Origin of the sequence: Rathayibacter sp. SW19 (assembly GCF_030866825.1) — a bacterium.
In the GTDB taxonomy this organism is placed as follows: domain Bacteria; phylum Actinomycetota; class Actinomycetes; order Actinomycetales; family Microbacteriaceae; genus Rathayibacter_A; species Rathayibacter_A soli.
This window is the reverse complement of record NZ_CP133020.1, coordinates 3,280,561-3,306,413: the sequence shown is the minus strand read 5'-3', so window position 1 is coordinate 3,306,413 and position 25,853 is coordinate 3,280,561. Positions and strand designations below refer to the sequence as shown.

Here is a 25,853-nt window from a genome sequence, read left to right as displayed (position 1 = left end):
ACCATGCTTCTGATCACGTGCCCGTACTGCGGCCCCCGTGACGAAACCGAATATCACTACGGCGGGCAGGCGCACATCCCGTTTCCCGCGGCAGAGGACGAGCTGTCCGACACGCAGTGGGCAGAGTACCTGTTCTATCGAGACAACCCGATGGGGCCGTTTGCCGAGCGCTGGGTGCACTCGGCGGGCTGCAGACGTTGGTTCAACGTTGTGCGCGACACCGTGACCTACGAGATCCTCGCCGTTTACCCGATGGGGCAGGACCGACCGGCGCTCGAAACCGGCGGGGGCATCCGATGAGCCCGGAGCAGACAGGGGCAGAGCAGGCCGACGCGGACCAGGCAGACGCGGACCAGCCGAACATCGGGCCGAGGCGGTTGCAGACCGGCGGCAGAATCGACCGCAGCACGCAGCTGAGGTTCACGGTCGATGGGCGGCCGTTCAGCGGGCATCCCGGCGACACCGTTGCGTCTGCGCTGCTGGCAAACGGGGTGATTTCCGTCGGGGATTCGATCTATCTCGGGCGACCGCGCGGCATTGTGGCGGCCGGCGTCGAGGAGCCGAACGCCATGATCAGGGTCAACGGTCGTTGTGCGGAATCAATGCTTCCCGCGCCCACCGTTGAACTGTTCGACGGGTTGGAAGCCGAGACGCTTTCTGGAGTTGGTCGACTGGATCCCGCAGAGGACGAGTCGATCTACGACAAGAAGTACGTTCACACCGATGTTCTGGTGATCGGTGCGGGCCCAACCGGTTTGTCGGCAGCGCGTACCGCTGCCCGCAGTGGAGCGCGCGTGATCGTCATCGATGAGCAGGCCGAGTTCGGCGGCGCGCTGTTGTCTTCGAGATCAGAGACGATCGACGGCGTGCCTGCGTCCGAATGGGTTGACGAAGCCGTGCAGGAACTGACCGCGAATTCAGAGTGCACTCTGCTGAGCCGGACGACCGTGTTCGGCAGCTACGACAGCAACTATTTGATCGCCCTCCAGCGCCGCACCGACCATCTCGGCGAAGCGGCTCCACAGAACGTGTCGCGTCAGAGGATCTGGCACATCCGCGCCCGGCAGGTGATCGTGGCCACCGGGGCGCATGAGCGTCCACTGGTCTTCGCGAACAATGACCTGCCCGGGATTATGCTCGCCTCTGCCGTGCGCACCTACCTGAACCGCTATGGGGTGACCGCAGGCTCTCGCGTGGTCATTTCGACCACCAACGATTGCGCATACGATCTCGCGTCAGACCTGAGGCATGCCGGAGTCGACGTGGTCGCCATCGCGGACACGCGCTCAAAGCTTTCCATTCGGGCTGCCGAGGTCGCTGCCGCCTCCACCCGCGTGTACACGGGCAGTGTCGTGGTTGCGGGCGTCGGTGAAAAGCGGTTGGCCGGTGTGCTCATCGGGGGCCTGAACGCAGACAACACGCTGGACGGTGTGGTGGAAACGGTGGAGTGCGACGTGCTGGCGGTCTCCGGCGGCTACAGCCCTGTTGTCCACTTGCACAGTCAGCGGCAGGGCAAGCTGCGGTGGGACGATGAGCTCGCGGCTTTCGTACCGGATGGCGCGGTCCGCGATCAGCAGGTGGTCGGGGCCGCCCACGGCGACTATGCGCTGGCCGACTGCCTGACCCGTGGTGCGGCCGCCGGTTTCGAGGCAGCGGCCGCTGCGGGATTCGCAGCGCCCGCCGCGTCTGCATCCGCTGCATCCGCGCCGCAAGCGTCAGTCTCTGGAGCATCGGCAGTTGCCATCACAGCAGCGCGGCCGATCTGGCTTGTGCCTGGGCTGACCGGCAAGGCACAGGACTGGGTCACCCACTTCGTCGATCTGCAGCGTGACTCGACGGTCGCAGACGTGGCTCGCGCCACGCACGCCGGAATGCGCAGCGTCGAGCATGTCAAACGCTATACCTCTATTAGTACGGCCAACGATCAGGGGAAGACCTCCGCCGTCAATACGATCGGAGTTATCGCCGACCTGTTGGGCGGCCGGTCGTTGGGCGAGATCGGAACGACGACGTACCGTGCCCCGTATACCCCGGTAGCGTTGGTCGCGTTGGCGGGCCGGCAGCGCGGCGAACTCTATGATCCCGCGCGGCAGACGTCGATTCATTCGTGGCACGTCGAGCACGGTGCCGTGTTCGACAACGTCGGACAATGGAAGCGGCCTCGGTTCTACCCGCAGCCCGGTGAGGACATGGCTGCCGCCGTCGCTCGCGAATGTCGCGCCGCTCGCGAGGGCGTTGCGTTCATGGACGGCACCACACTCGGCAAGATCGAGATCCGCGGTGCGGACGCCGGCGAATTCTTGAACCGCATCTACACCAACGCGTTCAAGAAGCTGGCGATCGGCTCTGTGCGCTACGGCGTGATGTGCCAGCCGGACGGAATGATCTTCGATGACGGCACAACCCTGCGTCTTGCCGAGAACTGCTACTTCATGACGACGACCACGGGAGGTGCGGCAAAGGTCCTCGACTGGTTGGAGGAGTGGTCGCAGACGGAGTGGCCCGAACTCGACGTCTACTTCACGTCTGCCACGGAACAGTGGACCACGATTCCGGTGGTCGGACCGCTGGCTCGCAACGTGATCGCGAAGATGGCTCCTGAGTTGGATGTCTCTGCCGAAGCGTTCCCGTTCATGACCTTCCGATCCACGGTGCTGGCCTCCGGAGTTCCGGCGCGCATCTGCCGGATCTCCTTTTCCGGTGAGCTCGCGTTCGAGATCAACGTCTCCGCCTGGTACGGGCGGGCCGTCTGGGAGGACGTCGCCGATGCAGGCGCCGAATTCGACATCACCCCGTATGGCACGGAGACCATGGACGTGCTCCGTGCCGAGAAGGGTTTCGTCATCGTCGGCCAGGACACGGACGGTACGACCACTCCACAGGATGCCGGCATGGGTTGGGTGGTCTCCAAAGTCAAGGATTTCGTCGGCCGACGCTCATTCAGCCGACCGGACACGGCCCGTGAAGATCGCAAACACCTGGTCTCTGTACTGCCGGTGGACCGCACAACTCTGCTGCCGGAAGGTACACAACTCGTTGCACTCGGGGCAGCGATCACACCCGACGCCGGGCCGGTCCCGATGGAAGGATTCGTAACGTCGAGCTATCGGAGCGTCGCGCTCGGTCGCACGTTCGGCCTGGCACTGATCAAGAACGGGCGAAACCGAATCGGCGAGCGCCTGCTCTCACCCGTCGGCGATGCGCTGGTGGAAGTCGAAGTCGCGCCCACCGTGCTCTTCGACCCGGAAGGAAAGAGACGAGATGGTTGAGCCGACCGCGATGATCAGGCCGGATATGGCCCGCAGCCCTCTTGTGCACCTGCAGTCTGCGATGGCGGGCGCGACAGTTCAGGGCCCCCGTGGTGTTTCGCTGCGCGAGATCCCCTTTGCGACCATGATCTCCGTGCGTATCGCCCCAGGAACACCGCAGGCCACGCGCCTGGCGGGCGTGCTTGGCGCTGAAATCCCGACCGCATGCGGGCGCGTGAGCGCCGGGTCAGTGAACCATGTTCTGTGGCTTGGCCCCGATGAATTCCTGGTGTTCAGCGAGCAAGACGCCACGCAACTGACGCAACTACTCACAGATGCGCTCGGTGAATCTCCGGCCCTCGTAGTGGATCTGTCTGCCAACCGCACGACGTTGGAGTTGAGTGGGCCAAGCGCCCGGGATGTGTTGGAAAAGGGTTGCAGCATCGACCTGCATCCGCGCGCCTTCGCGGCCGGGATGGCCGTGGTCACCATGGTCGGTGCTGCACCGGTGATCCTGTGGCAAACCGACGACACACCCACCTACCGTTTGCTCCCGCGAGCCTCGTTCGCCGACTACACGGCACGGTGGTTGCTGGACGCGATGGCCGAATTCGCCGAGCCGGAGGTGGCGTGAACCATGACCATCACCTATCGCCAGCCCGGCGCGACGGATTCCGAGCCCACCATCGAGCATGTGTTGACGCTGGACTGTCCAGAGGCGCCTGGCATCGTCCGCGCTGTTTCTGCGTATCTTTTCGATCACGGTTGCGACATCATCGACAACAAGCAGTTCGGCGATCGCCGGGCCGGGCACTTCTTCATGCGCGTGCACATCATCAGCGACGGTGACGAATCGACGACGGATGTCTTGCGCAGCGGTTTCGGCCCCGTTGCCGAGCAGTTCTCGATGCGGTGGAACCTGGAGAGGCAAGGCACGAAGCGACGGGTTCTCATCATGGTCTCAAAGTACGGGCACTGCCTGAACGACCTCCTGTTCCGTGCACGTAGCGGTGATCTGCCTATCGAGGTCGTTGCGGTCGTGTCGAATCATCGCGATCATGAGGGCTTGGTTCAGTGGTACGGCATCCCGTTCTTCCATGTGGCCGTGACAGCCGAGACCAAGCCCGAGGCCGAGCGTCGACTGCTGGAACTGATCGAAAGCTTCAACGTCGAACTCATCGTGCTGGCCCGCTACATGCAGGTGCTCAGCGACACGCTGTGCGCGGAACTGGCCGGCAAATGCATCAACATCCACCATTCCTTCCTGCCGAGTTTCAAAGGCGCCAGGCCATACGCTCAAGCCTACGAACGCGGAGTGAAGTTGGTCGGCGCGAGCGCGCACTATGTCACAGGCGATCTCGACGAAGGCCCGATCATCGCCCAGCAGGTGATTCCGGTGGATCACACCCTGGAGCCGAACGGCATTGCCGAGGTCGGCCGAGATGCCGAAACGGCCGCGCTGACCATGGCCGTGCGGTGGCACTGCGAGGGCCGAGTGATTACTCAGGGCCGTCGCACCGTCGTGCTGCGCTGAGCCCGCGACCGCTTGCCACCCGCTGAGGTGCACGACATAATAGTTGTATGACTGATACGTCTGTTACCGATAAATGGTATATCACGGAAAATGCGCGAACGCAGGACTACGTGACACCCGCGGTTCCGCGAGAGATCACGGACTTTCACGTGCAGTTGCCTGGGTATCAGTCGACCGAATTGCGAGAATGCCCCGAGCTCGCAGCGGGCCTCGGCGTCGGTCGCGTCTTCGTCAAGGAGGAAGCTGAACGCTTCGGTCTGCCGTCCTTCAAGATGGTCGGCGCATCCTGGGCGGTCTATCAGACACTGGTCGCCCGCACGGAAGATCCGGATCGCGGGTGGACGTTCGACGAGCTTGCAACGCGATTCGGCGGGGATGCCGGCTTGACGTTGGTCTGCGCGACGGACGGCAATCACGGGCGGGCCGTTGCCCACATGGCCAGGCTGCTGCGGCTGGACGCCCATATCTTCGTGCCGGCACAGATCGGTCAACGGGCAAAAGACGGGATCCTCGGGGAAGGCGCGACGCTGACCGAGTGCGATGCGCCATATGACGATGTGGTCGCTCAGGCGCGAGCAGCTGCCGCTGCCGATCCGCAAGCAATCTTGGTTCAAGACACAGCCTGGGATGGCTATGAGCAAATTCCCGCCTGGATCGTCGACGGATATTCCACGATCTTCCGCGAGATCGACGCACAGCTGGCCGACGTCGGTGTGGCGGGGCCGGATGTCGTCGTCACGCCGTGCGGCGTTGGTTCCCTGATTCAGGCCTGTGCCGCGCACTACCGCGGCACAGACCGCGGAGCGAATGCGACTCGGCCGACGCTGATCAGCGTTGAACCCCGGGACGCCGCCTGTCTGATTGAATCCTTGAGTGCGGGGCATCCGGTTGCGGTCGCAACAGGGCAGACACGGATGGCCGGCATGAACTGCGGCACGGTGTCCACCATTGCCTGGCCGATTCTGAAGCAGAGTATCGACATCGCTGTAGCCGTCACCGACGAGGAAGATGAGCAGGCCGTGCACGATCTCGAACGTCTCGGTGTCGACTCCGGGCCGTGTGGCGCCGCTGCGCTGGCCGGTCTCAGGGTTGCGCTCGGCAATGCTGCGATCCGCGCGAGACTGGGCGACATCAGCGGCAAGGTCATCGTGCTGCTCAGTACGGAAAGCCGTACGGCCAACCCTCTGGTCCAATAGCGGCTGACCCAAGGGCACCGCTCCCGTACACTGGACAGATCGAAAGGGAGTAGCTCCCACCGTCCGCACAGCGGGCGTAACGACGCGTCGACATACTGGCCTCCTCGGATAGGCGGCCCGGTGCGCCACCCGCGCAGCGGGCGAGCGAGACTTTCGGTCAGAAGATTCTGATCGAGGTTCCGTGATCATCCGGGCCGAGGCCGGAAGTTGCCAAGGAGCCGCGATGACTCAGCCGACAACACCACCAGACTCAACACCACCAGACCCAACACCACAAGGCTCAACGCCGAGCCCCGCTCGCACGCCCGCCGACATCCGTCGCTGGCGGCAATATCTGGCCAACGAGCGGGCAGAAGCGGCCGTTTACCGTGACCTTGCCTCGCGACGCCACGGTGAAGAGCGAGAAATCCTGCTTGCGCTTGCGGATGCCGAAACCCGGCATGAACAGCACTGGCTGACCCTGCTCGGTGCGGATGCGGGAAAAGCGCCCCGTGGTGACATTCGCACCCGGCTGATCGGCTTTCTCGCCCGCCGGTTCGGCTCCGTGTTCGTGCTCGCTCTCGCACAACGGGCGGAGTCCCGGTCGCCGTACCGAAACGATGCCGACGCAACGCAGGCGATGGCCGCAGACGAGCAGATTCACGAAGAGGTCGTGCGAGGGCTCGCCGCGCGCGGCCGCAACCGTCTCTCCGGCACGTTCCGCGCCGCAGTTTTCGGCATGAATGACGGACTGGTCAGCAACCTGTCGCTTGTGCTCGGCTTCGCAGCGGCCGGCGCTGCCAATCAGGTCGTGCTGCTGGCGGGCGTCGCCGGGCTGCTCGCGGGCGCGCTGTCGATGGGGGCGGGGGAGTACGTCTCGGTGCGGTCGCAGCGCGAGTTGCTCGAAGCATCCGCACCCAGCCCGCACACGCAAGGCGCACTGCCGCACCTCGACCTCGACGCAAACGAGCTCGCCCTCATGTACCGCGCACGCGGCATGGCCCCAGACGACGCCAAGACGCACGCGACCGAAGTCCTTCGGGCTGTGGCAGACGGTCGGTCCGCAACCGCCGTCGAAACGCCCGATGAGCATGAGGCGCTCGGCACCGGCCTTCAGGCCGCCGTCTCCAGCTTCCTCTTCTTCGCGTCGGGCGCATTGCTGCCCGTTCTGCCTTACCTCTTCGGACTACAGGGCACTGCGGCGGTGCTGACTGCCGCGGGGGTCGTCGGCGTTGCGCTTCTGGCGACCGGAGCGATCGTCGGCCTGCTCTCCGGTGCGCCGCCGCTGAAACGCGCCTTGCGGCAACTGGCAATCGGCTACGGTGCCGCAGCAGCAACCTACATTCTCGGGTTGATCTTCGGCACAACCGGACTGTAGCGATTCCGCTTGCCCAGGCGGAGCGGATGCCGCCACTCGGCTGCCAGTTCTGAGTTGCGCCTATTCTGGCGGCGCGCCCGGATCGCGACCCTCGCGCAACGCGGTCTTGCGCGCCTGCCGCTTCGCCTCCGCGACCGCGGCGACTTCGGGCGTCGGCGCCGTGCCGCCCAGGTGGGCGGGCTGCCACCACTGGCCGGCGCCGCCGCGGGGATAGCGACGCTGCAGTCCGTCGAGCAGCGACTGCAGTGTGTGCCGCAACTGCACGGTGGCCGAGCCGACGTCATCCGTCGACTGCACCGTGATCGGCTTGCCGATCGATACGCCGATGGGTGCTCGCCGCGCCTCGCGCAGCCGTGATTTGTGGTTCTTGGTCCTCAGCAGCTGGCCACCCCAGATGGCGATCGGCACAACGGGAACGCCGGCCTCTGCCGCCATTCTGATCGCGCCGGACTTCAGGTCACGCACAGTGAATGAGGCGCTAACGCCCGCTTCGGGAAAGATCCCGAGGAGTTCGCCGGAGCGCAGCGCATCGACGGCTTCCGCGTACGCTGCCTTGCCTGCCTGCATGTCCACCGAAATGTGCCGCATGCCGCGCAGCAACCAGCCGATGACGGGTTTGTCGAATGCGCCCTTCTGTGCAAGAAAACGGATGCGACGCCGGTTCTGTTTCCAGATCACCCACTCGGTCAGCGCGAAGTCCAGGTATCCGAAATGAGTGATCGCCAGCACGGCCCCACCGTAGTCCGGAAGATTCTCCCGCCCGGCGACCATCGGCTTGAGTGCCAGAACGCCGCCGAAATACAAGCGACCGATGGCGATTGCCGACGCGTATACCGGTTCCCGCTTCACCGGTCGAGGCTTGGCCGGGTCCGGTTTGGTAGCGCTCATGGTCAAACCCTATCCGGGCAGTCTGCAGTATTGCTGCCGTTGTGCGCCAACGTCGCACTGCCATCGGCCGGGATGCGGGCATGCCCGGCAGACGGGCGATGCGGGTCTACCGCCTCTTGCCGCCGATTCCGTAATACGCCATTCCCCACTTCACGGCTCTCTGGAGGTTTGGCAGCGTCTTGGCCGCCAGCGCGTCTACCGCCTCCGCGATGTCACGCTGCGGCCGCGGAAGACTGGCGATGTACGCAAAGACCGGCTTGTCTCCGACAGCCGCCTTCGCAGGGCTTGCCTTGCCGGTCATGGCCTCGGGCAACGACGTGGGCACACAGCAACTTCCGTCGCCCCGGCTGAACCATTCGCAGTCCGCGTGTCACGTGTGTCGTTCTCACTACTGCTCATTTCTTATCCCTCCTCGCTGAGGTAGGGGAGTCGTCGCTCGAACCGAATGAGGCCCCCGTCCGCAGTGCGCTCGAGGGTAGCGAGTTCGGTGGTCATCAGTTCTCCTTCGTGTTTTTGTGGATTTCGGGGGAAGTGCGTTCCAGGTGCCGTTCACGTGCGTTCAGACGGCCTGACCACTCCGCGCGGTAGGGCTCGAGCCAGGCGTCAAGATCGTGAAGCGGCATATCGTTCAGAATTGGTTGTGTCGAGAATTCTTGTGGTTCATTATTTCTCGTCTCGACGAGGGGTGGCGCCGAGAAGTGCGTCAGACGAGCATGTCCAACAGGTGTGCAAAGACGCTCCGCTGATATTCTGGCATTCCTGGCTCATGCGGGTCGTTTGGGTGCGCCTCAACTGGGACAAATGCCCGCCGGTTTCCGCAGAGCACGGTCTTCGGGTCGGCTCACGATAAGGAAATAAATGAACCTATGGATGCGACAAACGAGCCTCTAACCACGTCTGCAGCTGCCGCCGAGCCGCATGTGCGCGACCGCGCGCGTGTCATGCTCTACGTTGTACTGCTCGTCGGCGTGCTCGTCGTGAATGTGGTCGTGTTCGCGTGGGGCATGGTGGCTGGATGGTGGCAGCCGCACGCGACTAGCTTGCAGTTCATCGCGGCGATTTCCCAGCTGAACATCTTGTTCGCGGTTCTGCCGCGCCAGCACTGGATGGTGAACTTCATCTCCTGGGCGGCGACGCGGCCACCGTCGTCGTGGCCGTTGCGGTTACGTTGGCGGTTCGCGCAGTACTATCACGTCGGCGGCCTGCATGTCGGCGGCGCCCTGTCCGGCACGGCCTGGTACGTGCTCTACGTTGTGCTCCTGGCCCCCGCATGGGCCAACGGGGAATTGGGCTACGACGATTTCTCGGTGGGTTTCGCGCTGGCGATCGCGGTCCTGTTGCTCGCCATCTGCGTTCTGGCGACGCCCGGGTTGCGTACCCGACACCATGACCTGTTCGAGGCGTCCCATCGTTTCGGCACCTGGACGGTGTTCCTGTTTTCGTGGATCAACGCGCTGCTCCTTGCGCAACTGCAAACCCCGGCGCGCACCTTCGGCGAGGCGTTGTTCACCTCGCCGATCTTCTGGATGCTCGTGGCGTCGACCGTGCTCGCGGCATGGCCGTGGCTGTTGCTGCGGAGGGTGGCAATCACGGTCGAACACCCCTCTCGTCACGCGGCAATCGTGCGGCTGGATCACGGATCCGTTCCGCCGGTGGGTACGACGCGTGCGATCAGTCGGCATCCGTTGTTCGGCTGGCACCCGTTCGCGTGCGTGCCGGCAGTATCCGGAGACTCCGGTTATCGCATGGTGGTATCGCGGGCGGGCGGATGGACCTCGCAGTTCATCGATCAGCCCCCGACGCACGTGTGGGTCCGAGGCATTCCCACCGCCGGGGTCGCGAATGCGAAGCGGCTTTTCTCCCGGGTACTGTACGTGGTCACCGGAAGCGGTATCGGTCCCGTGCTGGGGCATCTCCTGACCGACACGCAGGGTGCCCGACTGGTGTGGGTCACCAAGGCCCCGCGAGAGACCTACGGCGATGGACTCCTCCACGAGGTGACCACCGCGCAACCCGAAGCGGTGATCTGGAACACCTCCGAGCAGGGCAAACCCGATGTGTTCACGCTGTCCTACGACGCGTATGTCATCTCCGGGGCGGATGCCGTGATCTGCGTCGCGAACAAGTCCGTCACCGACCGAGTCGTCGGCGAGTTCGAACGTCGCGGCATCCCCGCATTCGGTCCAATCTGGGACTCCTGAACTCCAGGCACGTGCTTAGAACGGCACTAGCGCACATCATGATGCGCGACATGCAGGCCGGAATTTGCATGGTTGCGCCCCTGAAGTCGCTTGGGAAAGGCGCTCCCCGGGACCACTCGGCGACCTAACTAGGGCAAGTCGCGCAATCGACCTTTCGTTCCGCACTTGCGGAACTATGATGGACACTGTGACGCATTATCGGATCAGCGAGGCCGCAGAGCTCCTCGGAGTGAGTGACGATACGGTTCGGCGCTGGGTGAGCGACGGCATCCTGCGCGCCACGAAGGATGATGCCGGTCGCCAGGTCGTCGACGGTGCCGCGCTGGCCGCGCATGCGCAGCAGATCGCGGTGGCAGCCGACGATACGAGCGGCGTGCGCCGCAGTGCACGCAACCATCTCGTCGGGCTCGTCACCGGAATCGTCATGGACGCCGTCATGGCCCAGGTTGAGCTGCAGTGCGGGCCGCACCGGGTCGTCTCGCTGATGTCGAGCGAGGCAGTGCGCGACCTTGGCCTCGAGGTCGGGTCCCGCGCCGTCGCCGTGATCAAGGCGACGATGGTGGTCGTTGAGACCGAGGGGCAGAGCACCCAGAGGCAGAGCGCTCAAAAGGAGAGCACAGAATGATCGGTCAATGTGCACGAGTACTCGTCGCCGTTGCGGGTGTCGCGCTGATGGCCGGCTGTGCCTCCGGTCAGAGCGGTTCTGGCCAGAGCGGTTCCGGTCAGAGCGGTTCTGAACAGGCCTCGACCGCGACGGGCTCATCCAGCTCGGACACCCTCAGCGGCGACCTGACGATCTACGCGGCCGCGTCTCTGACCGCGTCATTCAACGATCTGGCTGCGGAATTCGAAAAGGCTCACCCGGCTGTGACGGTGAAACCGATCGACTATGACGGCTCGTCCACCCTGGCGACCCAATTGGTTCAGGGCGCGCCGGCAGACGTCTTCGCCTCGGCCGACCAGGCGAACATGGACAAGGTAGCCACCCCCGGCCTGATCGACGGAACGTCCACCGTGTTCGCCAGCAACACCCTTGAGATCGTCGTGCAGCCGGGCAATCCCAAGAAGATCACCGGTCTCGCGGATCTCGCGAAATCCGACCTGCAGGTGGTGTTGTGCGCCCCACAGGTGCCGTGCGGCACCGCATCGCACAAGCTGCTCGACGCCGATAGTGTGACCGTCAAGCCGGTCAGCGAGGAGCAGAATGTCACAGCGGTGCTCACCAAAGTGGAATCCGGGAACGCGGATGCCGGGCTTGTCTACGTCACGGATGTCAGGGCAGCAGGCTCCGCCGTGTCCGGAGTGACAATTCCGGATGCGGACAAGGCCGTGAACCTGTATCCGATCGCCACTCTGAAAGCAGCCCCGAATGCTCGTGCCGCGGCCGCGTTCCTGAAATTCGTGCTGTCGAAGGACGGGCAGAAAGTGCTCGCTTCCTACGGCTTCGCGAAGCCGTGACGAGCGTGCGCGCATGAGAGGCGCGCAATCGTGACGGGCAGAGTTCCCCGGCTCCTGTACATACCGGCCATTATCGGTCTGACGCTGCTGATCCTGCCGATCATCGGGTTGCTGTTCCGGCTCGACTGGGCGACGGTGCCGCAGGCGATCACATCCCCGGCTGCGCGTGACGCGCTGTCGCTGTCGCTGCGCACCGCGACCATCGCGACGATCATCTGTTTTGTGATCGGAGTTCCGCTCGCGCTCGTCATCGCCCGCAGCCGCACTCGAGTGGCCGGCGTGTTGCGCGCACTGACGACGTTGCCCTTGGTGCTACCGCCGCTCGTCGGCGGCATCGCATTGCTCTACCTGCTGGGTCGCACCGGGTTGATCGGGGCATCGCTGGAGGGCTTTGGCATCCGCATCCCGTTCACGACCGCTGCCGTGGTGATCGCACAGTCATTCGTCGCACTGCCGTTCCTCGTGATCTCGGTGGAGGGCGCACTTCGAACGGCCGGTACGCGGTACGAGGCGGTCGCCGCGACCCTCGGGGCTGGGCGCTGGATCACCTTTCGGCGCATCACGCTGCCGCTGGTCGCCCCCGGACTGATCGCCGGAACCGTGCTCTGCTTCGCACGCGCTCTCGGCGAGTTCGGCGCGACCGCACTGTTCGCCGGCAACGCCGAGGGTGTGACGCGCACCATGCCGCTTGCGATCTACACCGCGTTCAACGGAGCCGGCGTGAGCCAAGACTCCGCGATCGCTCTGTCCCTGCTGCTCGTCGTCGTGGCGATCGTGATCCTGCTCGTGATGCGCAGCTGGAGAGCGGATGTGCCGCGATGAGCATCGGGACCGCGCTCGCAGAGCAACGCGCGCCCGCACTACAGACCGACATCGTCGTCACCCGCGGCAGCTTCACACTTGACGTTGCGCTGACCGTCGCCGATGGCGAGATCGTGGCGCTGCTCGGCCCGAACGGTGCCGGCAAATCCACTTTGCTCGCCGCGCTGAGCGGACTGATCGCGCCAGCCTCTGGCACGGTCACCGTCGCCGGGCGAACGGTCACGAGAAGGACGACGACCGACCGAGCTCACGCAGACAGCGCGGCATCGATTCGCCGCGTTGCCGTACCGCCGGAGCGGCGCAGGATCGGGCTGCTCAGCCAAGAGCCGCTACTGTTTCCGCACCTCAGCGCTCTGGAGAACGTGGCATTCGGGCGGCGTGTGCAGGGCATGCCACGCCACGAGGCGCTACGAGATGCCGCGGAGTGGCTCGCCGCGGTCGACCTCGCCGAGTTCGGAACCCGCAAACCGGCCGCGCTCTCCGGCGGCCAACAGCAGCGCGTGGCGATCGCGCGTGCTCTGGCAGCCCGCCCTGATGTTCTGCTTCTGGACGAGCCGCTCGCGGCACTTGACGTGCAAACCGCGGCCCACGTGCGGCGGCTGCTCGCCGAGCGATTGCGGGCATCGGGCACCACGACGATTCTCGTCACCCACGATGTGCTCGACGCCATCGTTCTGGCCGACCGCTGCGCAATACTGCACGACGGCCGCATCATCGACGACGGGCCGAAGTCTCGCGTTCTCGGGCACCCGAAGAACCAGTTCATCGCGGCGCTCGCCGGGGTCAATCTGGTCACCGGCGTCTCGGACGGTGCCGACGGGGTGCGCCGCCCAGACGGCAGCGTCCTGCGGGGGCAACTGATTGCAGACGGCCCCATTGCGGCGGGCGATCCGGTGTCGGCCGTGTTCGCTCCGTCCGCCATGCGCGTGCGCGCCGCGGCCCTTCCAACTTCCGGCACAGGCCTCGCCGATCAACAGCCCAATCAACTCATCGTCACGATTGCTGGGCTCGAGCCGGCGGCGGCCGGCGTGCGCGTTCGGTTGGTCGAGGATCCCGACCTGATCGTCGAGCTGTCACCGGCGAGCGCCGTGGCGCTCGAATTGAGTGCCGGCGTGCGACTGAACGCGTCGATCGATCCGGACGCCGTGAACATCCGCCCGATCGGGCCCGACATACACGCAACCCGCAGCTGAGCTCAGGCCGCCATACGACTCGTCGAAGGGGGGCGAGCGGAGTCGTATGGCGGCGGTTGCGAACCGTCAGGCCGCGCTTGTTGCGCTGTCAGTTGGCCGCGAGGCTCGCTGTCACGCTGATCGCGGTGCCCGCGAACAGGCGTGAGATCGGGCAGAGAGCGGATGCCTCGGCCACGATCGATTGGAACGTCGCGTCGTCCACCCCCGGCACGACCGCCGCGACGGTGATGTTAGACGAAACGATGGTCGGAACGCCATCGACGGCATCGAGCGTAACCGTCGAGGATACGGTCAGCTTCGTCGGCGTGAGCTTGTGCTCGCCGAGTGTCAGAGACAGCGCCATCGAGTAGCAGGACGAGTGGGCCGCGGCCGCGAGCTCCTCCGGGGAGGTCTTGCCGCCTGGTTGCTCCGTGCGCGCAACCCAGGTGACCGGCAACTCGCCGAGGCCCCCCGTTGCGCCGGTAATGACGCCGCTTCCGGCGGCGAGAGACCCGGTCCAGACGGTTTCAGCCGTGCGTGCTGCGATGCTCATAACGCCCACTTTCTTTTAGAGGAATTGTCTGCTCTAAAACTACCAGAATTGACCTCGCGCTGGCTATGCTCAAACCATGGACACCGCTTCAGAATCGGTTACCCCCGACCGCCCTGCCCCCCTCCCCGCCGACGCCCCGCGTAACCCGCGGTCGCGTTCACCGCGGAGCTTCCGTCACGAGTTGACAGAGGGCGAAGATGTAATCAATCCGGAGACATTCGCCGGATCTATTTCCCAGGATCGAGGCATTGCTCCGCGACTGCGCGTCGGTCGAAGCAAGTGGTTCAATCTGCTCTGGCTGATCCCGATCGGCCTCGTTCTGCTGATCATCGGCATCGCGGTCGCGAAGGGCATCAGGGAGTTGCCCGGTGTCGAAGCGTTCATGAAACAGTACCCGGGCACGTCAGAGCTACCCGCGGATGCTCCGGTCGGCTTCCCGGCGTGGCTGGGCTGGCAGCACTTCCTGAACATGTTCTTCATGATCTTCATCATCCGTTCCGGAGTGCAGATCCTCACAGACCACCCGCGCCTGTACTGGACGCGGCATTCGACTCCGGGCAAGGACTGGTTCCGCGTGCAACGACCGGTGCCGACCGACCCGCTCTGGACGGCGAAGAAAGACTCGATCAGCCTGCCGCAACAGGTCGGCCTGCCCGGCCTTCGGCACTCGATCGGCCTGGCGCGCTGGTGGCACCTCGGCATCGACACCCTGTGGCTGGCCAACGGCATCATCTTCTTCATCCTGCTGTTCACCACCGGGCAGTGGATGCGTTTGGTTCCGTTGCACTGGGACGTCATCCCGAACGCGATCTCGGTCGCCATCCAGTACCTTTCCTTGGACTGGCCCTTGGAGACAGGATGGACCAACTACAACAGCCTGCAGTTGATCGCCTACTTCGTCACGGTGTTCATCGCTGCGCCGCTCGCGCTGATCACCGGGCTCGGCATGTCACCTGCGCTGTCGACGCGGTTCCGCAAGATCAGCTCGGTGTTCAGCATCCAGACCGCGCGATCCCTGCACTTTCTCGTGCTGTGTTGGTTCCTGATCTTCATCGTCGTGCACGTCACGCTCGTGCTGACCACCGGGGCCCTGCAGAATCTGAACCACATGTACGCGAGCCGCAACGACCAATCCTGGGTCGGGTTCTGGATCTTCGCAGCGTCGATGGTCGTGATCATCGTCGGCTGGGTGGCTGCGACCCCGCTCACCCTGCGTTACCCGCGCAAGGTGCAGAGCATCGGCTACGCCCTGATCGGACCGGCACAGCGTCTGTTCGAGCACGTCGACTCGAAACCGGGGCAATACACCGAGAAGGACATCTCGCCCTACCTGTGGCACAACGGCCACTACCCCGATTCGGCGGAGTACAAGTCGCTGCGCGAGAACGACTTCGTCGACTACAAACTGGTCATCAACGGTCTTGTCGACAACCCGGTCGAACTCGACCTGCAACAGCTACGCGGCATGGCGTTCCATGAGCAGATCACGCAGCACTTCTGCATTCAGGGTTGGTCAGGCGTTGCCAAGTGGGGTGGAGTGTCGATGCAGTCGATCCTCGACCTGGTGAAACCGTCGGCGAACGCGAAGTGGGTGGTGTTCTACTCGTTCGGCGACGGGCCGGACAAGGGCATCTACTACGACGCGCACCCGATCGAGCAGATGAGCTACCAGCTGACAATGCTGGCGTTCGACATGAACGGCGAACCGCTCTCGTTCGGGCACGGCGCACCATTGCGCCTGCGCAACGAAGTGCAGCTCGGCTTCAAGATGGTCAAGTGGATCAAGGGCATCGAGTTCGTCGAGCACTACTCGGAGGTCGGCGGGGGTTACGGTGGATACAACCAAGACCACGAATTCTTCGGGTATCGCCAATCCATCTAGGCGCCCGACCGCATTCTGATTGACCCGGACAGAGAGAAACACGAGGCACATGTCATGACCGGCACGCTTGTGGACCGTTTGGGCCGGCCGTTGCGCGATCTGCGGATCTCGGTAACCGACCGGTGCAACTTCCGTTGCGTGTACTGCATGCCGAAGGAGATCTTCGGGCGCGATTACGCATTCATGCCGCGCGAAGAATTGCTGACGTTCGAGGAGATTACCCGCATCGTGCGGGTTGCCATGGGCCACGGTGTGCACAAGGTGCGGCTGACCGGCGGTGAGCCGTTGCTGCGCAAGAATCTTGAAGAGCTCGTCGGCATGCTCAGTGAACTGCGCACGCTTGACGGGCATCCGCTCGACATCGCACTGACGACGAACGGGTCCGCGCTCGCCGTCAAGGCGCAGTCGCTGAAGGATGCCGGGCTGCAACGCATCACCGTCTCCGTCGACTCGCTTGACGACGCGACGTTCCGCCGCATGAACGACGTCAATTTTCCGCTCGAGAAGATTCTGCACGGCCTCGAGGTCGCGCACGATGTCGGGCTCGGCCCGATCAAGATCAACATGGTCGTGAAAAAGGGCCAAAACGACCAGGACATTCTGTCAATGGCCCGGCACTTCAAGGGCACACCGTATGTGCTGCGCTTCATCGAGTACATGGATGTCGGCACCACCAACGGTTGGCAACTGCGCGAGGTGGTGCACTCCGATGAGATCATCAGTCGGATCAATGCAGAACTGCCGCTCGAACCGATCGATCCGACCTACGAGGGCGAGACTGCGGCGCGCTGGCGCTATCGCGACGGCGGTGGCGAGATCGGCGTGATCTCGAGTGTTTCGCATCCGTTCTGTTCCACCTGCAATCGGGCGAGGATTTCAACGGAAGGCAAGGTGTACACCTGCCTGTTCGCCTCGAGCGGGCACGACCTGCGCGAACTGATGCGCGGCGGCTGCACCGATCAGGAGCTTTCCGATGCGATTGCCATCCTCTGGTCGAATCGCACCGACCGCTATTCCGAGTTGCGTAGTTCACTCACGCCCGGGTTGCGGGCACGGCGCAAGAAGATCGAGATGTCCTACATCGGCGGCTGATTCGCTGAACTATTGGCGCTGAGTTACAGTCCGACCCATTCCGAGGTGCCGTCGGTGAACCGTTGGCGTTTCCAGATCGGCACGGTGTGCTTGATCAGTTCGACGAGTCGCTCGCACGCATCGAACGCTTCGGCGCGGTGCGGTGCAGACGCCGCGGCGTAGAGCGCCACATCCCCGATCGTCAAGCTGCCGACCCGGTGGGCAGCCGAGACCGCGCGCCCGGTCTCTTCGGCGATGCGGGTGCAGCAGTCGGCGAGGAATCGCTGCGCGTCCGGATGCGCCTGGTAATCGAGGGCGAGCACCGACCGGCCGACGTCGTGGTTGCGTACGACCCCGCAGAACAGCACGACGGCGCCGCAGTCCGGGGCCTCAACGGCGGCTCGGATGGCGGCCTCGTCGATGGGCCCAGTGGTGATCAGCGCAAGCGGAGACGAATCAGTCATTGTTTTTCGACTCTAGCGCGCCGCATCCAGAAGCGGCGTCAGTACCGCGAGCCAACGCTCGGGTCGAGAATCGCATACGCATTGACCCCACCGGCCAGATAGGAGACATTGTCGTGGCCGAGGCTGCGCATCATGCGCACGGCCTGCAGTGACCGCGGCCCAACGTGACAGTAGAACACGACAGGGATGTCAGAGCGCACGGAGCCGGAGCGCGCGAGGAGGTCGCCGAGCGGGATCAGTTCGTCGTTCGGGATCCGGGAGATCTGCGCTTCGATCGGCTCGCGCACATCGATCAGCTGAACGGCTGTGCCTGCCTGGAGCAGTTCGGCGAGCTGTCCAGGGCCGATCGCTGTTGGAAGCTTCTCGGCCGCGGCGGCCATTGAGGCGGCCGTGGCGGCCGGGGCGACGGCCGGTGTATCGGTGGCAGCTGCCGGCGCCGGGCTCACACCGCAGAATTGCTCGTAGTCGATCAGCGTCGTGACGGGCGCAGCATCCGGAATCGCGCGATAGGAGATCTCGCGATAGCGGCCGGTCAGAGCGTCGAACGTGGTGACGCGGCCAATCAGCGGCTCGCCGGTGCCGGTGATCACCTTGACGACTTCGGTCGCCAGAATCGCGCCGATCGCGGCGCAGACGCCCGGCAGCACTCCGCCGAGTTCGCAGGACAGCACTTCGTCGGCAGCGGGCGGTGTCGGGAACAAGTCGCGGTAGGTGGGCCCGTACGCGGCCCAGGCCACGCTCGCCTGCCCGCTGTAGCGCAGAATTGCGCCCCACACGAGCGGTTTCCCCGCGAGGGTAGCCGCGTCGTTCGTCAGATAACGTGTCGGGAAATTGTCGCTGCCGTCCACGATCAGGTCGTAGTCGGCGAGGATGCCCAGGATGTTGCCGGAATTCAGTCGAACCGGATGCCGCACGACGGTGATCTCCGGATCGATCGATGCGATCGTGTCGGCCAGCGAATCGACCTTGCGCCGACCGATATCGGACATCGAGTGCGCGGTCTGGCGGTGCAGATTGGACAATTCGACAACATCTGGATCGGCAATGCCGATGGTGCCGACTCCTGCGCCGGCCAGGTAGGGCACGGCGGCGCTGCCGAGCCCGCCGGCGCCGACGACGAGAACACGGGCAGCCTGCAGTCTGCGCTGCGCCAGTTCGCCGAAGCCAGGCAACAGCAGCTGCCGACTGAAGCGCGCCATCCGGGCTGCGGACAACGCTGGCCCAGGGGCCACCAGAGGCGGCACGCCCGCGCGCACCGCTGAGTCCGCACGTGACGAGATCTCGGTCGACGTGGCACTAGTCACGGATGCCTCCCTCGCAGCTCGGGCACGGTACTCAGTGCACCGTTCGGGTGATCGCGCTATCGAGTCTACGTGCCCGGCTATGACCTCGATCCAAGGGTAACCTGCGCACGTTGTTCCAACTCGGGAAAGGACAGCAACACGATGTCCGCGAGGGCGTCCAGCGGACGAGTCAACGGGTCGGTCGCAGGCAGGCCGAATTCAAGTTCGAGCTCGTCGATGGTCGTACCGATCTCGTCGGGTGCCATGTGTTCGTGATTGATGGTGATGCCGATGACCTGAGTGTCTGCGAACGTCTCGATGAGTGCGATCTCGCTGGCCAGACTCGGCATCGGCATCGTGGGAAAGTCGTCGAGGAACCCCCGCTTCGGCGCGTGCTGCACGATGACACCAGCCGGTCGGCTACCACGCAGGATGTATGCGGAGGTCAGGTAGGCCGGGTGACTGAGTGCGCCCTGCCCTTCGATCACGATGACATCGGGGTCTTCAGATTCAAACGCGGCCACAACTTGGGCTTCCATTTCGCCTGAACAGAACTGGGGCACGACTGCGTCGAGCGCCACGCCGTACTTGCCGCCCTGGATCAGAGCCGTCTGGCCAGTGCCCACCATGACCGCTTTGATGCCGCGTGCGGTGAGCGCTTGCACCAGCAGGGTGGCGGTGGTGCGCTTGCCGATGGAACCGTCCGTGCCCAGAACAGCGATGCGCGGGCAGGTCACGTCGAAGATCCGACCAGAGAAAACGCGGAGGTCCTTCTTCTCCTTCGGTCGACGGATGTCGATGATGGTCACGCCGGACAGGAGGCTTGCTGCGACGAATTCGGCGTCGTCGTTCAGAAACTCGTGCAGCCCGTTCACGATGTGCATGCCGCGGGCGATCCCGTCGAGAAGCACGGCACGTTGTGCCTGCGAGAGCATTCCGCTGGCAGGCGCCAGGCCGCAGATGAGGTAATCGGGCACCTGACCGGCGTGGCCGATGGCCTCTGCCAGGTTCGCCAGAACCGGGATGCCGTTTGCGACGCCGTCGAGGATCGCGCCGGCATCCGCCCCGGCCTGGCTGCTGTCGATGACGCTGAGGATCTCGTAGCGCTCGGAGTATCTGACGAGACCATTAGCGGTCTTGCCATCGGGGCGACCGAACAGCCCCTCGCAATAGATGATGGCCGTCGCACCGGCTGTGCCGGGCATATTGGAAACAGTTGGGGACATGGTCTTCCTCTGTAATCGCTTCTTCTGTACGCAACAGAGGAGGCGACGGCATCGTGGCCAAGCCTGCAACGGCGGGGCGGTCAACGAGAAGTCTTCCCTGAAAATCGGCGACCTGCCGATGACTGAAAGCTATCAGTGCAGTCTGTGAATCTGGACATGGCCGGCGGACTCGCCGCAGGACCCTCCCGTGAGTTCCTTGTCTTTGGCTGCCTTTGCTGATAGTCCTGAGGTATGGGCAGGGTTACGGCGCGACGCCGAGTCACCCGATTGACAGTGGGCACACCGGCGATTAGGCGAGAAGATTTGTTGGCCGCGGAAGAGCCGCTGGAGATCAGAGTCGGCGGACGGTCGCTTGCAGTGACCATGCGAACGCCGGGTAACGACCTGGATTTGGCGACAGGGTTCCTCGTCTCGGAGGGCATAATTCGACGCGGCGACCAGCTGGCGTCGGCCCGGTTCTGTGCCGGCGAATACGGCTCAACCGAGAACACCTACAACGTGCTCGACGTCACGCTGGCGCCCGGCGTGGTCGCACCGGATCCGGCGCTGGCGCGCGCGTTTTACACCACGAGCTCATGCGGGTTGTGCGGCAAGGCGAGTATCGATGCCGTGCACACGAAGTCGGCATACGAGGTGCGTAACGATCCGCTCGTGGTCGACGCGCAGCTGCTCACGACGTTGCCGAACGCGCTGCGTGCGGCCCAGGATGTGTTCGACAAAACAGGCGGGCTGCATGCGGCTGGCCTGTTCGACGGGCACACCGGCGAGCTGCTGGTGCTTCGCGAGGACGTCGGTCGACACAACGCTGTCGACAAAGTCGTCGGCTGGGCTGCTAAGGAGGGCCTGCTGCCACTCCGCTCCACTGTGCTGATGGTGTCTGGACGGGCAAGTTTCGAGCTCGTGCAAAAGGCGGTTATGGCAGGCATCCCGATGTTGGCCGCGGTTTCAGCACCGTCATCGCTCGCGGCTGAGTTGGCAACAGATTCAGGGATGACCCTGGTCGGCTTCCTCCGCGGCGAATCGATGGTGATCTACGCGGGAGCCGAGCGGATCGCACCTGAAGTCGAGGAAGGGTCGCGTCAGAGGGCGACGATCGAGAAAGGCACGCGCATCAAAGACGACGCGCGCATCACAGAAGGAAGTGCCGCATGACTATCGACGAGCGCAAGCTGGACGTCATCGAAGCTGAGCAACTCGAGGTGACGAAGCCGAAAACGTGGGCCGCGGGCATCCCGGGGATCATGCACTCGGTGGGCCCGGCCGTCAAGGACATGGGTGTGGCGCGTAGCGCGAAGCTGCTCACCTCGATGAACCATAAGGACGGCTTCGACTGCATGAGTTGTGCGTGGCCGGATCCCTCCCACCGCAAGGTTGCGGAGTTCTGCGAGAACGGTGCGAAGGCGGTGACCTGGGAGGCGACACCGGTGACCGTGCCGACCAGCTTCTGGGCTGAGCATCCGGTCGATGACCTGCTGACGCGATCGGACTACTGGCTGGGCATGCAAGGCCGGCTGATGGAGCCTGTCTACAAGCGAGCGGACAGTGACCGTTACGAACCGGTCAGCTGGGAGGACGCCTTCCGAATCATCGCCGACAAACTCAACGGCCTTGATTCCCCTGATCAAGCTGCGTTTTATACCAGTGGGCGCACCTCGAACGAGGCCGCATTCGAATATCAGACATTCGTGCGGGCATTTGGCACCAACAATCTGCCCGACTGCTCCAACATGTGCCACGAGTCCACCGGAGCCGCGCTCGGCGAAGTGATCGGCGTCGGCAAATGCACGGTGTTGTACGACGATTTCGCGAAGGCCGACCTGATCATCATCATGGGTCAGAACCCCGGCACCAACCATCCTCGGATGCTCACCGCCCTGGAAGAAGCCAAGCGCGCAGGCGCCAGCATCGTAGCGGTCAATCCGCTGCCCGAGGCCGGGCTGATGCGGTACAAGAACCCGCAGCGGGTCAGCGGCTGGTTCGGCAAAGGCACCGGCTTGGCAGACCAGTTCCTTCAGATTCGACTCGGCGGAGACATGGCGCTGATGCAGGCGGTGAGCAAGCGGGTGCTCGATGCTGAGGCAGCGCACCCCGGCACCGTTCTCGACCAGGACTTCATCGACCGGTACTGCCAGGGGTTCGACGAGTTGAAGGAGCACCTTGCGCACCTCGACGAACAGGTCGTGCTCGATGCAACCGGGCTGAGCAAACGGGAGATCGACGACCTGGCCGGGCGTTACCTGAAGGCGGACAAGGTCATCATCACCTGGGCGATGGGCCTGACCCAGCACAAGAAGGCCGTGCCGACGATCAAAGAGATCATGAACCTCTTGCTTTTGCGTGGCAACATCGGCAAGCCGGGCGCCGGAGCCTCTCCGATCCGCGGTCATAGCAACGTGCAGGGCGACCGCACGATGGGTATCTGGGAGAAGATGCCACCGGCCTTCCTCGACGCAATGGAAAAGGAATTCGGATTCCCGGTGCCGCGCGAGAACGGTGTCGACAGTGTCGATGGCATTCGCGCGATGGCAGATGGCAAGATCAAGGTCTGGATCGCGCTCGGCGGCAATCTCGTCGCGGCCATCTCGGACACCAGGGCGGCGGAGGCCGCAATGCAGGGCACAGAGTTGACCGTGCAGATTTCAACCAAGCTGAATCGATCGCACGCGGTGATCGGCACAGAGGCACTGATCCTTCCGACGATGGGTCGCACGGAGATCGACAGGCAGGCATCCGGAGAGCAGTTCGTCTCGGTTGAAGACACGGTGTGCGCCGTACACCCCTCGTGGGGCAAGGTCGAGCCGATCTCACCGCATCTGCTCAGCGAGGTGGCGATCGTTTCCCGCATGGCCCGGGCCGTTCTCGGGGACAAAGTCCCGGTGGACTGGGCCGGATTCGAGCGCAACTACGACACCATCAGGGAACACATCGGCCATGTCGCACCGGGTTGTTCGGACTACAACGAGAAGATCAGGCAAGACGGCGGGTTCATCCTGCCACACGGGCCGAGGGATTCGCGCACGTTCCCGACCGCGACGGGCAAGGCGATGCTGACCGTGAACGAACTCGAGGCGATCGAGTGCCCGCCCGGGCGACTGCTTTTGCAGACGATGCGCGCGCATGACCAGTTCAATACGACGATCTACAGCCTCAACGATCGCTATCGCGGTGTGAAGAAGGGGCGCGAGGTCATCTTCGTCAACCCGAAGGATCTTGAAGACCTCGGGCTGACTGACGGGCAAATGGTCGATATCTACAGCGAGTTCCGCGACGACGTGGAACGCGTCTGCCGCAACTTCCGGGTGATCTCCTACCCCTCGGCTCGCGGATGCGCAGCAGCATATTTTCCGGAGGCGAACCCGCTCGTGCCGTTGGACTTCACAGCAGAGGTCAGTAACACGCCCGCATCGAAGTCCGTGGTGATTCGGATCGAGCCGGCCGCCGTCGTGGTCGCCTGACAACGGTTGCGTAGGAATGGTTGCGTAGGAATGGTCGCGTAGGAACGGTCGCGTAGGAACGGTCGCGTAACGGGGGCTGTCGCCGCGGGCCGTAGGCTTGAGCGTTGTGGCCCACCTTCTCGGAGCGGAATCGCTCCACCTCGAATATCCGACACGCGTCATCTTCGACGACGTCACTGTCGGGCTGAACGAGGGCGATCGGGTCGGCGTTGTCGGCCGCAACGGTGATGGCAAGTCGACGCTGCTGTCGCTGCTGGCGGGCCGCATCCAGCCGGATTCCGGGCGGGTCACCCGGCGGGGCGGCGTCACGCTCGGCATGCTGGACCAGGCGGATGAACTGGACCCTGACATCATCGTCGGGCCTGCCATCGTCGGAGACCGTGCAGAGTACGTCTGGGCGGGCGATGCTCGCGTGCGTGACGTGCTCGCAGGGCTCGTGGGAGGCATCGCGTGGGATGCGCGCCTCGGCGACCTGTCGGGCGGGCAGCGCAGGCGGGTCGCGCTCGCTGCGTTGCTGGTCGGCGATCACGATGTGCTTTTTCTCGACGAACCGACCAACCACCTGGACATGGAGGGCGTCGCCTGGCTTGCCGGGCATCTGAAGACCCGCTGGTCGACGAACTCGGGCGGTCTGGTGGTCGTCACCCACGATCGCTGGTTCCTCGATGAGGTGTCCACGGCGACGTGGGAGGTGCACGACCGGATCATCGAGCCATTCGAGGGCGGCTACGCAGCATACATTCTGCAGCGGGTCGAGCGTGACCGGATGGCCGCGGCATCCGAATCGAAGCGACAGAACCTGATGCGCAAAGAGCTGGCCTGGTTGCGTCGCGGTGCGCCGGCGCGCAGCACGAAGCCGAAGTTCCGCATGGATGCCGCGTATGAACTCATCGAGAACGAACCGCCGCCCCGTGACTCCGTCGCGTTGTCGCAGCTCGCCGTTTCGCGACTGGGAAAAGACGTCGTCGATTTGATCGGAGCCGGGGTCGAGTTCCCCGTCGAGGGTCAGGGGCCGAAGACCGTGCTGCGCGACGTCGAATGGCGGATCGCACCGGGGGAGCGCACCGGCATCCTCGGCGTGAATGGCGCCGGAAAATCTACACTGCTCGGTCTGGTGGCGGGAACGGTTCTGCCGACCAGCGGGCGCGTCAAGCGCGGCAAGACCGTGAAGATCGCCGCACTGAGCCAGCAACTCGGCGAACTCGAGGACATTCTCGACGAGCGGGTGAGCACTGTCGTCGGCATGCAGAAGCGATCGTATGTCGCCGGGGGGAAGGAACTGACTCCCGGGCAGCTTCTGGAGCGACTCGGTTTCTCCAGCGCGCAGCTGTCGACGCCGGTCAAGGATCTGTCCGGCGGCCAGAAACGTCGGCTGCAACTGCTGCTGATTCTGCTCGATGAGCCGAACGTGTTGATTCTCGACGAGCCGACCAACGACATGGACACGGACATGCTCGCCGCCATCGAAGACCTGCTCGACTCCTGGCCCGGCACGCTGCTCGTCGTCTCCCACGACCGCTATCTCATCGAACGTGTCACAGACAACCAGTACGCGGTCATGGACGGCGCGTTCCGTCACCTGCCCGGTGGCGTCGACGAATACCTTGCTCTGCGTGGGGTGGCTGTTGCCGCGGGCGTAGCTGCGGATGCTGCTGCCGGGGCGGCGTCTGCGAATGCGAATCACGCGGCATCCGCTGGTTTGCCTGGCATGTCGCTCGGTGGGGCGGAGCGACGCAGCGCACAGAAGGAGCTGGCATCGATCGATCGCAAGCTGTCGAAGCTTGGCCTTCAGATCACTGCGGCGCACGTGCGGCTGGCCGAGCACGATCAGAGCGACTATGAGGGTCTTGGGTCGCTGACGGATGCTTTGCGCGACCTCGAGCGCGCCGTCGCGGACCTCGAGACCCGCTGGCTCGAGCTCTCCGAGGCTCTCGAGCGCTGAGCCGTACGCACATCGCCGCAAGTGGCCCTATCGCGGGTCCTGTAGCCCCCGAGCGCAGCGAGCACCCATCTCGAGACTCTCGTGACCCGCACAGTCAGGTC

General features: G+C 64.3%; 22 protein-coding genes. 16 read left to right on the top strand and 6 right to left on the bottom strand.

The genetic code is table 11. The features are described 5' to 3' along the window. The first annotated feature begins 3 nt into the window (after positions 1-3). The 6 genes from QU604_RS15470 to QU604_RS15445 all read left to right on the top strand — a co-directional run bounded on the left by QU604_RS15470 (position 4) and on the right by QU604_RS15445 (position 7,335). Positions 4-300 (top strand): sarcosine oxidase subunit delta, encoded by a 297-nt coding sequence (locus QU604_RS15470; RefSeq protein WP_308465511.1) that lies wholly within the window; start codon positions 4-6, stop codon positions 298-300. Then, on the top strand, positions 297-3,269 hold the full coding sequence (locus QU604_RS15465) for a sarcosine oxidase subunit alpha family protein (RefSeq protein ID WP_308465510.1): 2,973 nt from the start codon (positions 297-299) through the stop codon (positions 3,267-3,269). Before QU604_RS15470 ends, QU604_RS15465 begins: the two co-directional genes overlap by 4 nt. After that, positions 3,262-3,882, top strand: coding sequence for a sarcosine oxidase subunit gamma (locus QU604_RS15460; protein WP_308465509.1), 621 nt, complete (start codon positions 3,262-3,264; stop codon positions 3,880-3,882). Before QU604_RS15465 ends, QU604_RS15460 begins: the two co-directional genes overlap by 8 nt. Before the next feature lie 3 nt (positions 3,883-3,885). Then, positions 3,886-4,782: a formyltetrahydrofolate deformylase gene (gene purU / locus QU604_RS15455; RefSeq protein WP_308465508.1), complete on the top strand. Its 897-nt coding sequence runs from the start codon at positions 3,886-3,888 to the stop codon at positions 4,780-4,782. Positions 4,783-4,829: 47 nt separating this feature from the next. Then, the gene (locus QU604_RS15450) at positions 4,830-5,978 is read left to right on the top strand and encodes a pyridoxal-phosphate dependent enzyme (protein ID WP_308465507.1); all 1,149 of its coding nucleotides are present in this window, start codon (positions 4,830-4,832) and stop codon (positions 5,976-5,978) included. 223 nt (positions 5,979-6,201) lie between these two features. Next, the gene (locus QU604_RS15445; RefSeq protein WP_308465506.1) at positions 6,202-7,335 is read left to right on the top strand and encodes a VIT1/CCC1 transporter family protein; all 1,134 of its coding nucleotides are present in this window, start codon (positions 6,202-6,204) and stop codon (positions 7,333-7,335) included. Between the two features lie 60 nt (positions 7,336-7,395). Here QU604_RS15445 and QU604_RS15440 read toward each other — a convergent pair whose 3' ends face one another. Both QU604_RS15440 and QU604_RS15435 read right to left on the bottom strand, forming a co-directional pair. Continuing rightward, complete coding sequence (locus tag QU604_RS15440) at positions 7,396-8,223, bottom strand: lysophospholipid acyltransferase family protein (RefSeq protein WP_308465505.1); 828 nt, start codon at positions 8,221-8,223, stop codon at positions 7,396-7,398. Positions 8,224-8,329: 106 nt separating this feature from the next. Further along, a complete protein-coding gene (locus QU604_RS15435) occupies positions 8,330-8,548 on the bottom strand; it encodes a hypothetical protein (protein WP_308465504.1) in 219 nt (72 codons plus the stop codon). 541 nt (positions 8,549-9,089) lie between these two features. Between QU604_RS15435 and QU604_RS15430 the strand changes: the two genes are divergently transcribed. From QU604_RS15430 to QU604_RS15410, 5 genes are all read left to right on the top strand, one after another. Next, positions 9,090-10,424 carry an FNR domain-containing protein gene (locus QU604_RS15430; protein ID WP_308465503.1) on the top strand — a complete coding sequence of 445 codons (1,335 nt, stop codon included), beginning with the start codon at positions 9,090-9,092 and terminating at the stop codon, positions 10,422-10,424. 187 nt (positions 10,425-10,611) lie between these two features. Continuing rightward, positions 10,612-11,049 (top strand): TOBE domain-containing protein, encoded by a 438-nt coding sequence (locus tag QU604_RS15425; protein WP_308465502.1) that lies wholly within the window; start codon positions 10,612-10,614, stop codon positions 11,047-11,049. After that, complete coding sequence (gene modA / locus QU604_RS15420) at positions 11,046-11,882, top strand: molybdate ABC transporter substrate-binding protein (RefSeq protein WP_308465501.1); 837 nt, start codon at positions 11,046-11,048, stop codon at positions 11,880-11,882. Before QU604_RS15425 ends, modA begins: the two co-directional genes overlap by 4 nt. A 30-nt stretch (positions 11,883-11,912) precedes the next feature. Beyond that, positions 11,913-12,704 (top strand): ABC transporter permease, encoded by a 792-nt coding sequence (locus tag QU604_RS15415; RefSeq protein ID WP_308465500.1) that lies wholly within the window; start codon positions 11,913-11,915, stop codon positions 12,702-12,704. After that, a complete protein-coding gene (locus tag QU604_RS15410) occupies positions 12,701-13,897 on the top strand; it encodes an ABC transporter ATP-binding protein (RefSeq protein ID WP_308465499.1) in 1,197 nt (398 codons plus the stop codon). The genes QU604_RS15415 and QU604_RS15410 overlap by 4 nt, the downstream gene beginning before the upstream one ends. A gap of 88 nt (positions 13,898-13,985) precedes the next feature. On the opposite strand, the gene QU604_RS15405 is transcribed toward QU604_RS15410, so the two are convergent. Next, the gene (locus QU604_RS15405; RefSeq protein ID WP_308465498.1) at positions 13,986-14,429 is read right to left on the bottom strand and encodes an OsmC family peroxiredoxin; all 444 of its coding nucleotides are present in this window, start codon (positions 14,427-14,429) and stop codon (positions 13,986-13,988) included. Between the two features lie 76 nt (positions 14,430-14,505). Here QU604_RS15405 and QU604_RS15400 point away from each other — a divergent pair, with 76 nt between their 5' ends. Both QU604_RS15400 and moaA read left to right on the top strand, forming a co-directional pair. Further along, the gene (locus QU604_RS15400) at positions 14,506-16,311 is read left to right on the top strand and encodes a molybdopterin-dependent oxidoreductase (RefSeq protein ID WP_308465497.1); all 1,806 of its coding nucleotides are present in this window, start codon (positions 14,506-14,508) and stop codon (positions 16,309-16,311) included. Positions 16,312-16,365: 54 nt separating this feature from the next. Further along, positions 16,366-17,403: a GTP 3',8-cyclase MoaA gene (gene moaA, locus QU604_RS15395; RefSeq protein ID WP_308465496.1), complete on the top strand. Its 1,038-nt coding sequence runs from the start codon at positions 16,366-16,368 to the stop codon at positions 17,401-17,403. Between the two features lie 23 nt (positions 17,404-17,426). On the opposite strand, the gene QU604_RS15390 is transcribed toward moaA, so the two are convergent. From QU604_RS15390 to QU604_RS15380, 3 genes are all read right to left on the bottom strand, one after another. Then, positions 17,427-17,846: a molybdenum cofactor biosynthesis protein MoaE gene (locus QU604_RS15390; RefSeq protein WP_308465495.1), complete on the bottom strand. Its 420-nt coding sequence runs from the start codon at positions 17,844-17,846 to the stop codon at positions 17,427-17,429. A 38-nt stretch (positions 17,847-17,884) separates the two neighbouring features. Further along, a complete protein-coding gene (locus QU604_RS15385; RefSeq protein WP_409349971.1) occupies positions 17,885-19,150 on the bottom strand; it encodes a ThiF family adenylyltransferase in 1,266 nt (421 codons plus the stop codon). A gap of 77 nt (positions 19,151-19,227) precedes the next feature. Further along, positions 19,228-20,355, bottom strand: coding sequence for an N-acetyltransferase DgcN family protein (locus QU604_RS15380; protein WP_308465494.1), 1,128 nt, complete (start codon positions 20,353-20,355; stop codon positions 19,228-19,230). Between the two features lie 231 nt (positions 20,356-20,586). Between QU604_RS15380 and fdhD the strand changes: the two genes are divergently transcribed. The 3 genes from fdhD (at position 20,587) to QU604_RS15365 (ending at position 25,752) form a co-directional block, all read left to right on the top strand. Further along, positions 20,587-21,507, top strand: a complete 921-nt coding sequence (gene fdhD / locus QU604_RS15375; RefSeq protein ID WP_308465493.1) for a formate dehydrogenase accessory sulfurtransferase FdhD — start codon at positions 20,587-20,589, stop codon at positions 21,505-21,507. Continuing rightward, on the top strand, positions 21,504-23,810 hold the full coding sequence (locus QU604_RS15370; RefSeq protein ID WP_308465492.1) for an FdhF/YdeP family oxidoreductase: 2,307 nt from the start codon (positions 21,504-21,506) through the stop codon (positions 23,808-23,810). Before fdhD ends, QU604_RS15370 begins: the two co-directional genes overlap by 4 nt. 106 nt (positions 23,811-23,916) lie before the next feature. Beyond that, positions 23,917-25,752, top strand: coding sequence for an ABC-F family ATP-binding cassette domain-containing protein (locus QU604_RS15365; protein WP_308465491.1), 1,836 nt, complete (start codon positions 23,917-23,919; stop codon positions 25,750-25,752). Positions 25,753-25,853 lie beyond the last annotated feature (101 nt).

Coding starts and splice junctions, on each gene's coding strand:
- QU604_RS15470 (WP_308465511.1), top strand. CDS start 4: ATGCTTCTGATCACGTGCCCGTACTGCGGCCCCCGTGACGAAACCGAA.
- QU604_RS15465 (WP_308465510.1), top strand. CDS start 297: ATGAGCCCGGAGCAGACAGGGGCAGAGCAGGCCGACGCGGACCAGGCA.
- QU604_RS15460 (WP_308465509.1), top strand. CDS start 3,262: ATGGTTGAGCCGACCGCGATGATCAGGCCGGATATGGCCCGCAGCCCT.
- purU (WP_308465508.1), top strand. CDS start 3,886: ATGACCATCACCTATCGCCAGCCCGGCGCGACGGATTCCGAGCCCACC.
- QU604_RS15450 (WP_308465507.1), top strand. CDS start 4,830: ATGACTGATACGTCTGTTACCGATAAATGGTATATCACGGAAAATGCG.
- QU604_RS15445 (WP_308465506.1), top strand. CDS start 6,202: ATGACTCAGCCGACAACACCACCAGACTCAACACCACCAGACCCAACA.
- QU604_RS15440 (WP_308465505.1), bottom strand. CDS start 8,223: ATGAGCGCTACCAAACCGGACCCGGCCAAGCCTCGACCGGTGAAGCGG.
- QU604_RS15430 (WP_308465503.1), top strand. CDS start 9,090: ATGGATGCGACAAACGAGCCTCTAACCACGTCTGCAGCTGCCGCCGAG.
- modA (WP_308465501.1), top strand. CDS start 11,046: ATGATCGGTCAATGTGCACGAGTACTCGTCGCCGTTGCGGGTGTCGCG.
- QU604_RS15410 (WP_308465499.1), top strand. CDS start 12,701: ATGAGCATCGGGACCGCGCTCGCAGAGCAACGCGCGCCCGCACTACAG.
- QU604_RS15405 (WP_308465498.1), bottom strand. CDS start 14,429: ATGAGCATCGCAGCACGCACGGCTGAAACCGTCTGGACCGGGTCTCTC.
- QU604_RS15400 (WP_308465497.1), top strand. CDS start 14,506: ATGGACACCGCTTCAGAATCGGTTACCCCCGACCGCCCTGCCCCCCTC.
- moaA (WP_308465496.1), top strand. CDS start 16,366: ATGACCGGCACGCTTGTGGACCGTTTGGGCCGGCCGTTGCGCGATCTG.
- QU604_RS15390 (WP_308465495.1), bottom strand. CDS start 17,846: ATGACTGATTCGTCTCCGCTTGCGCTGATCACCACTGGGCCCATCGAC.
- QU604_RS15380 (WP_308465494.1), bottom strand. CDS start 20,355: ATGTCCCCAACTGTTTCCAATATGCCCGGCACAGCCGGTGCGACGGCC.
- fdhD (WP_308465493.1), top strand. CDS start 20,587: ATGGGCAGGGTTACGGCGCGACGCCGAGTCACCCGATTGACAGTGGGC.
- QU604_RS15370 (WP_308465492.1), top strand. CDS start 21,504: ATGACTATCGACGAGCGCAAGCTGGACGTCATCGAAGCTGAGCAACTC.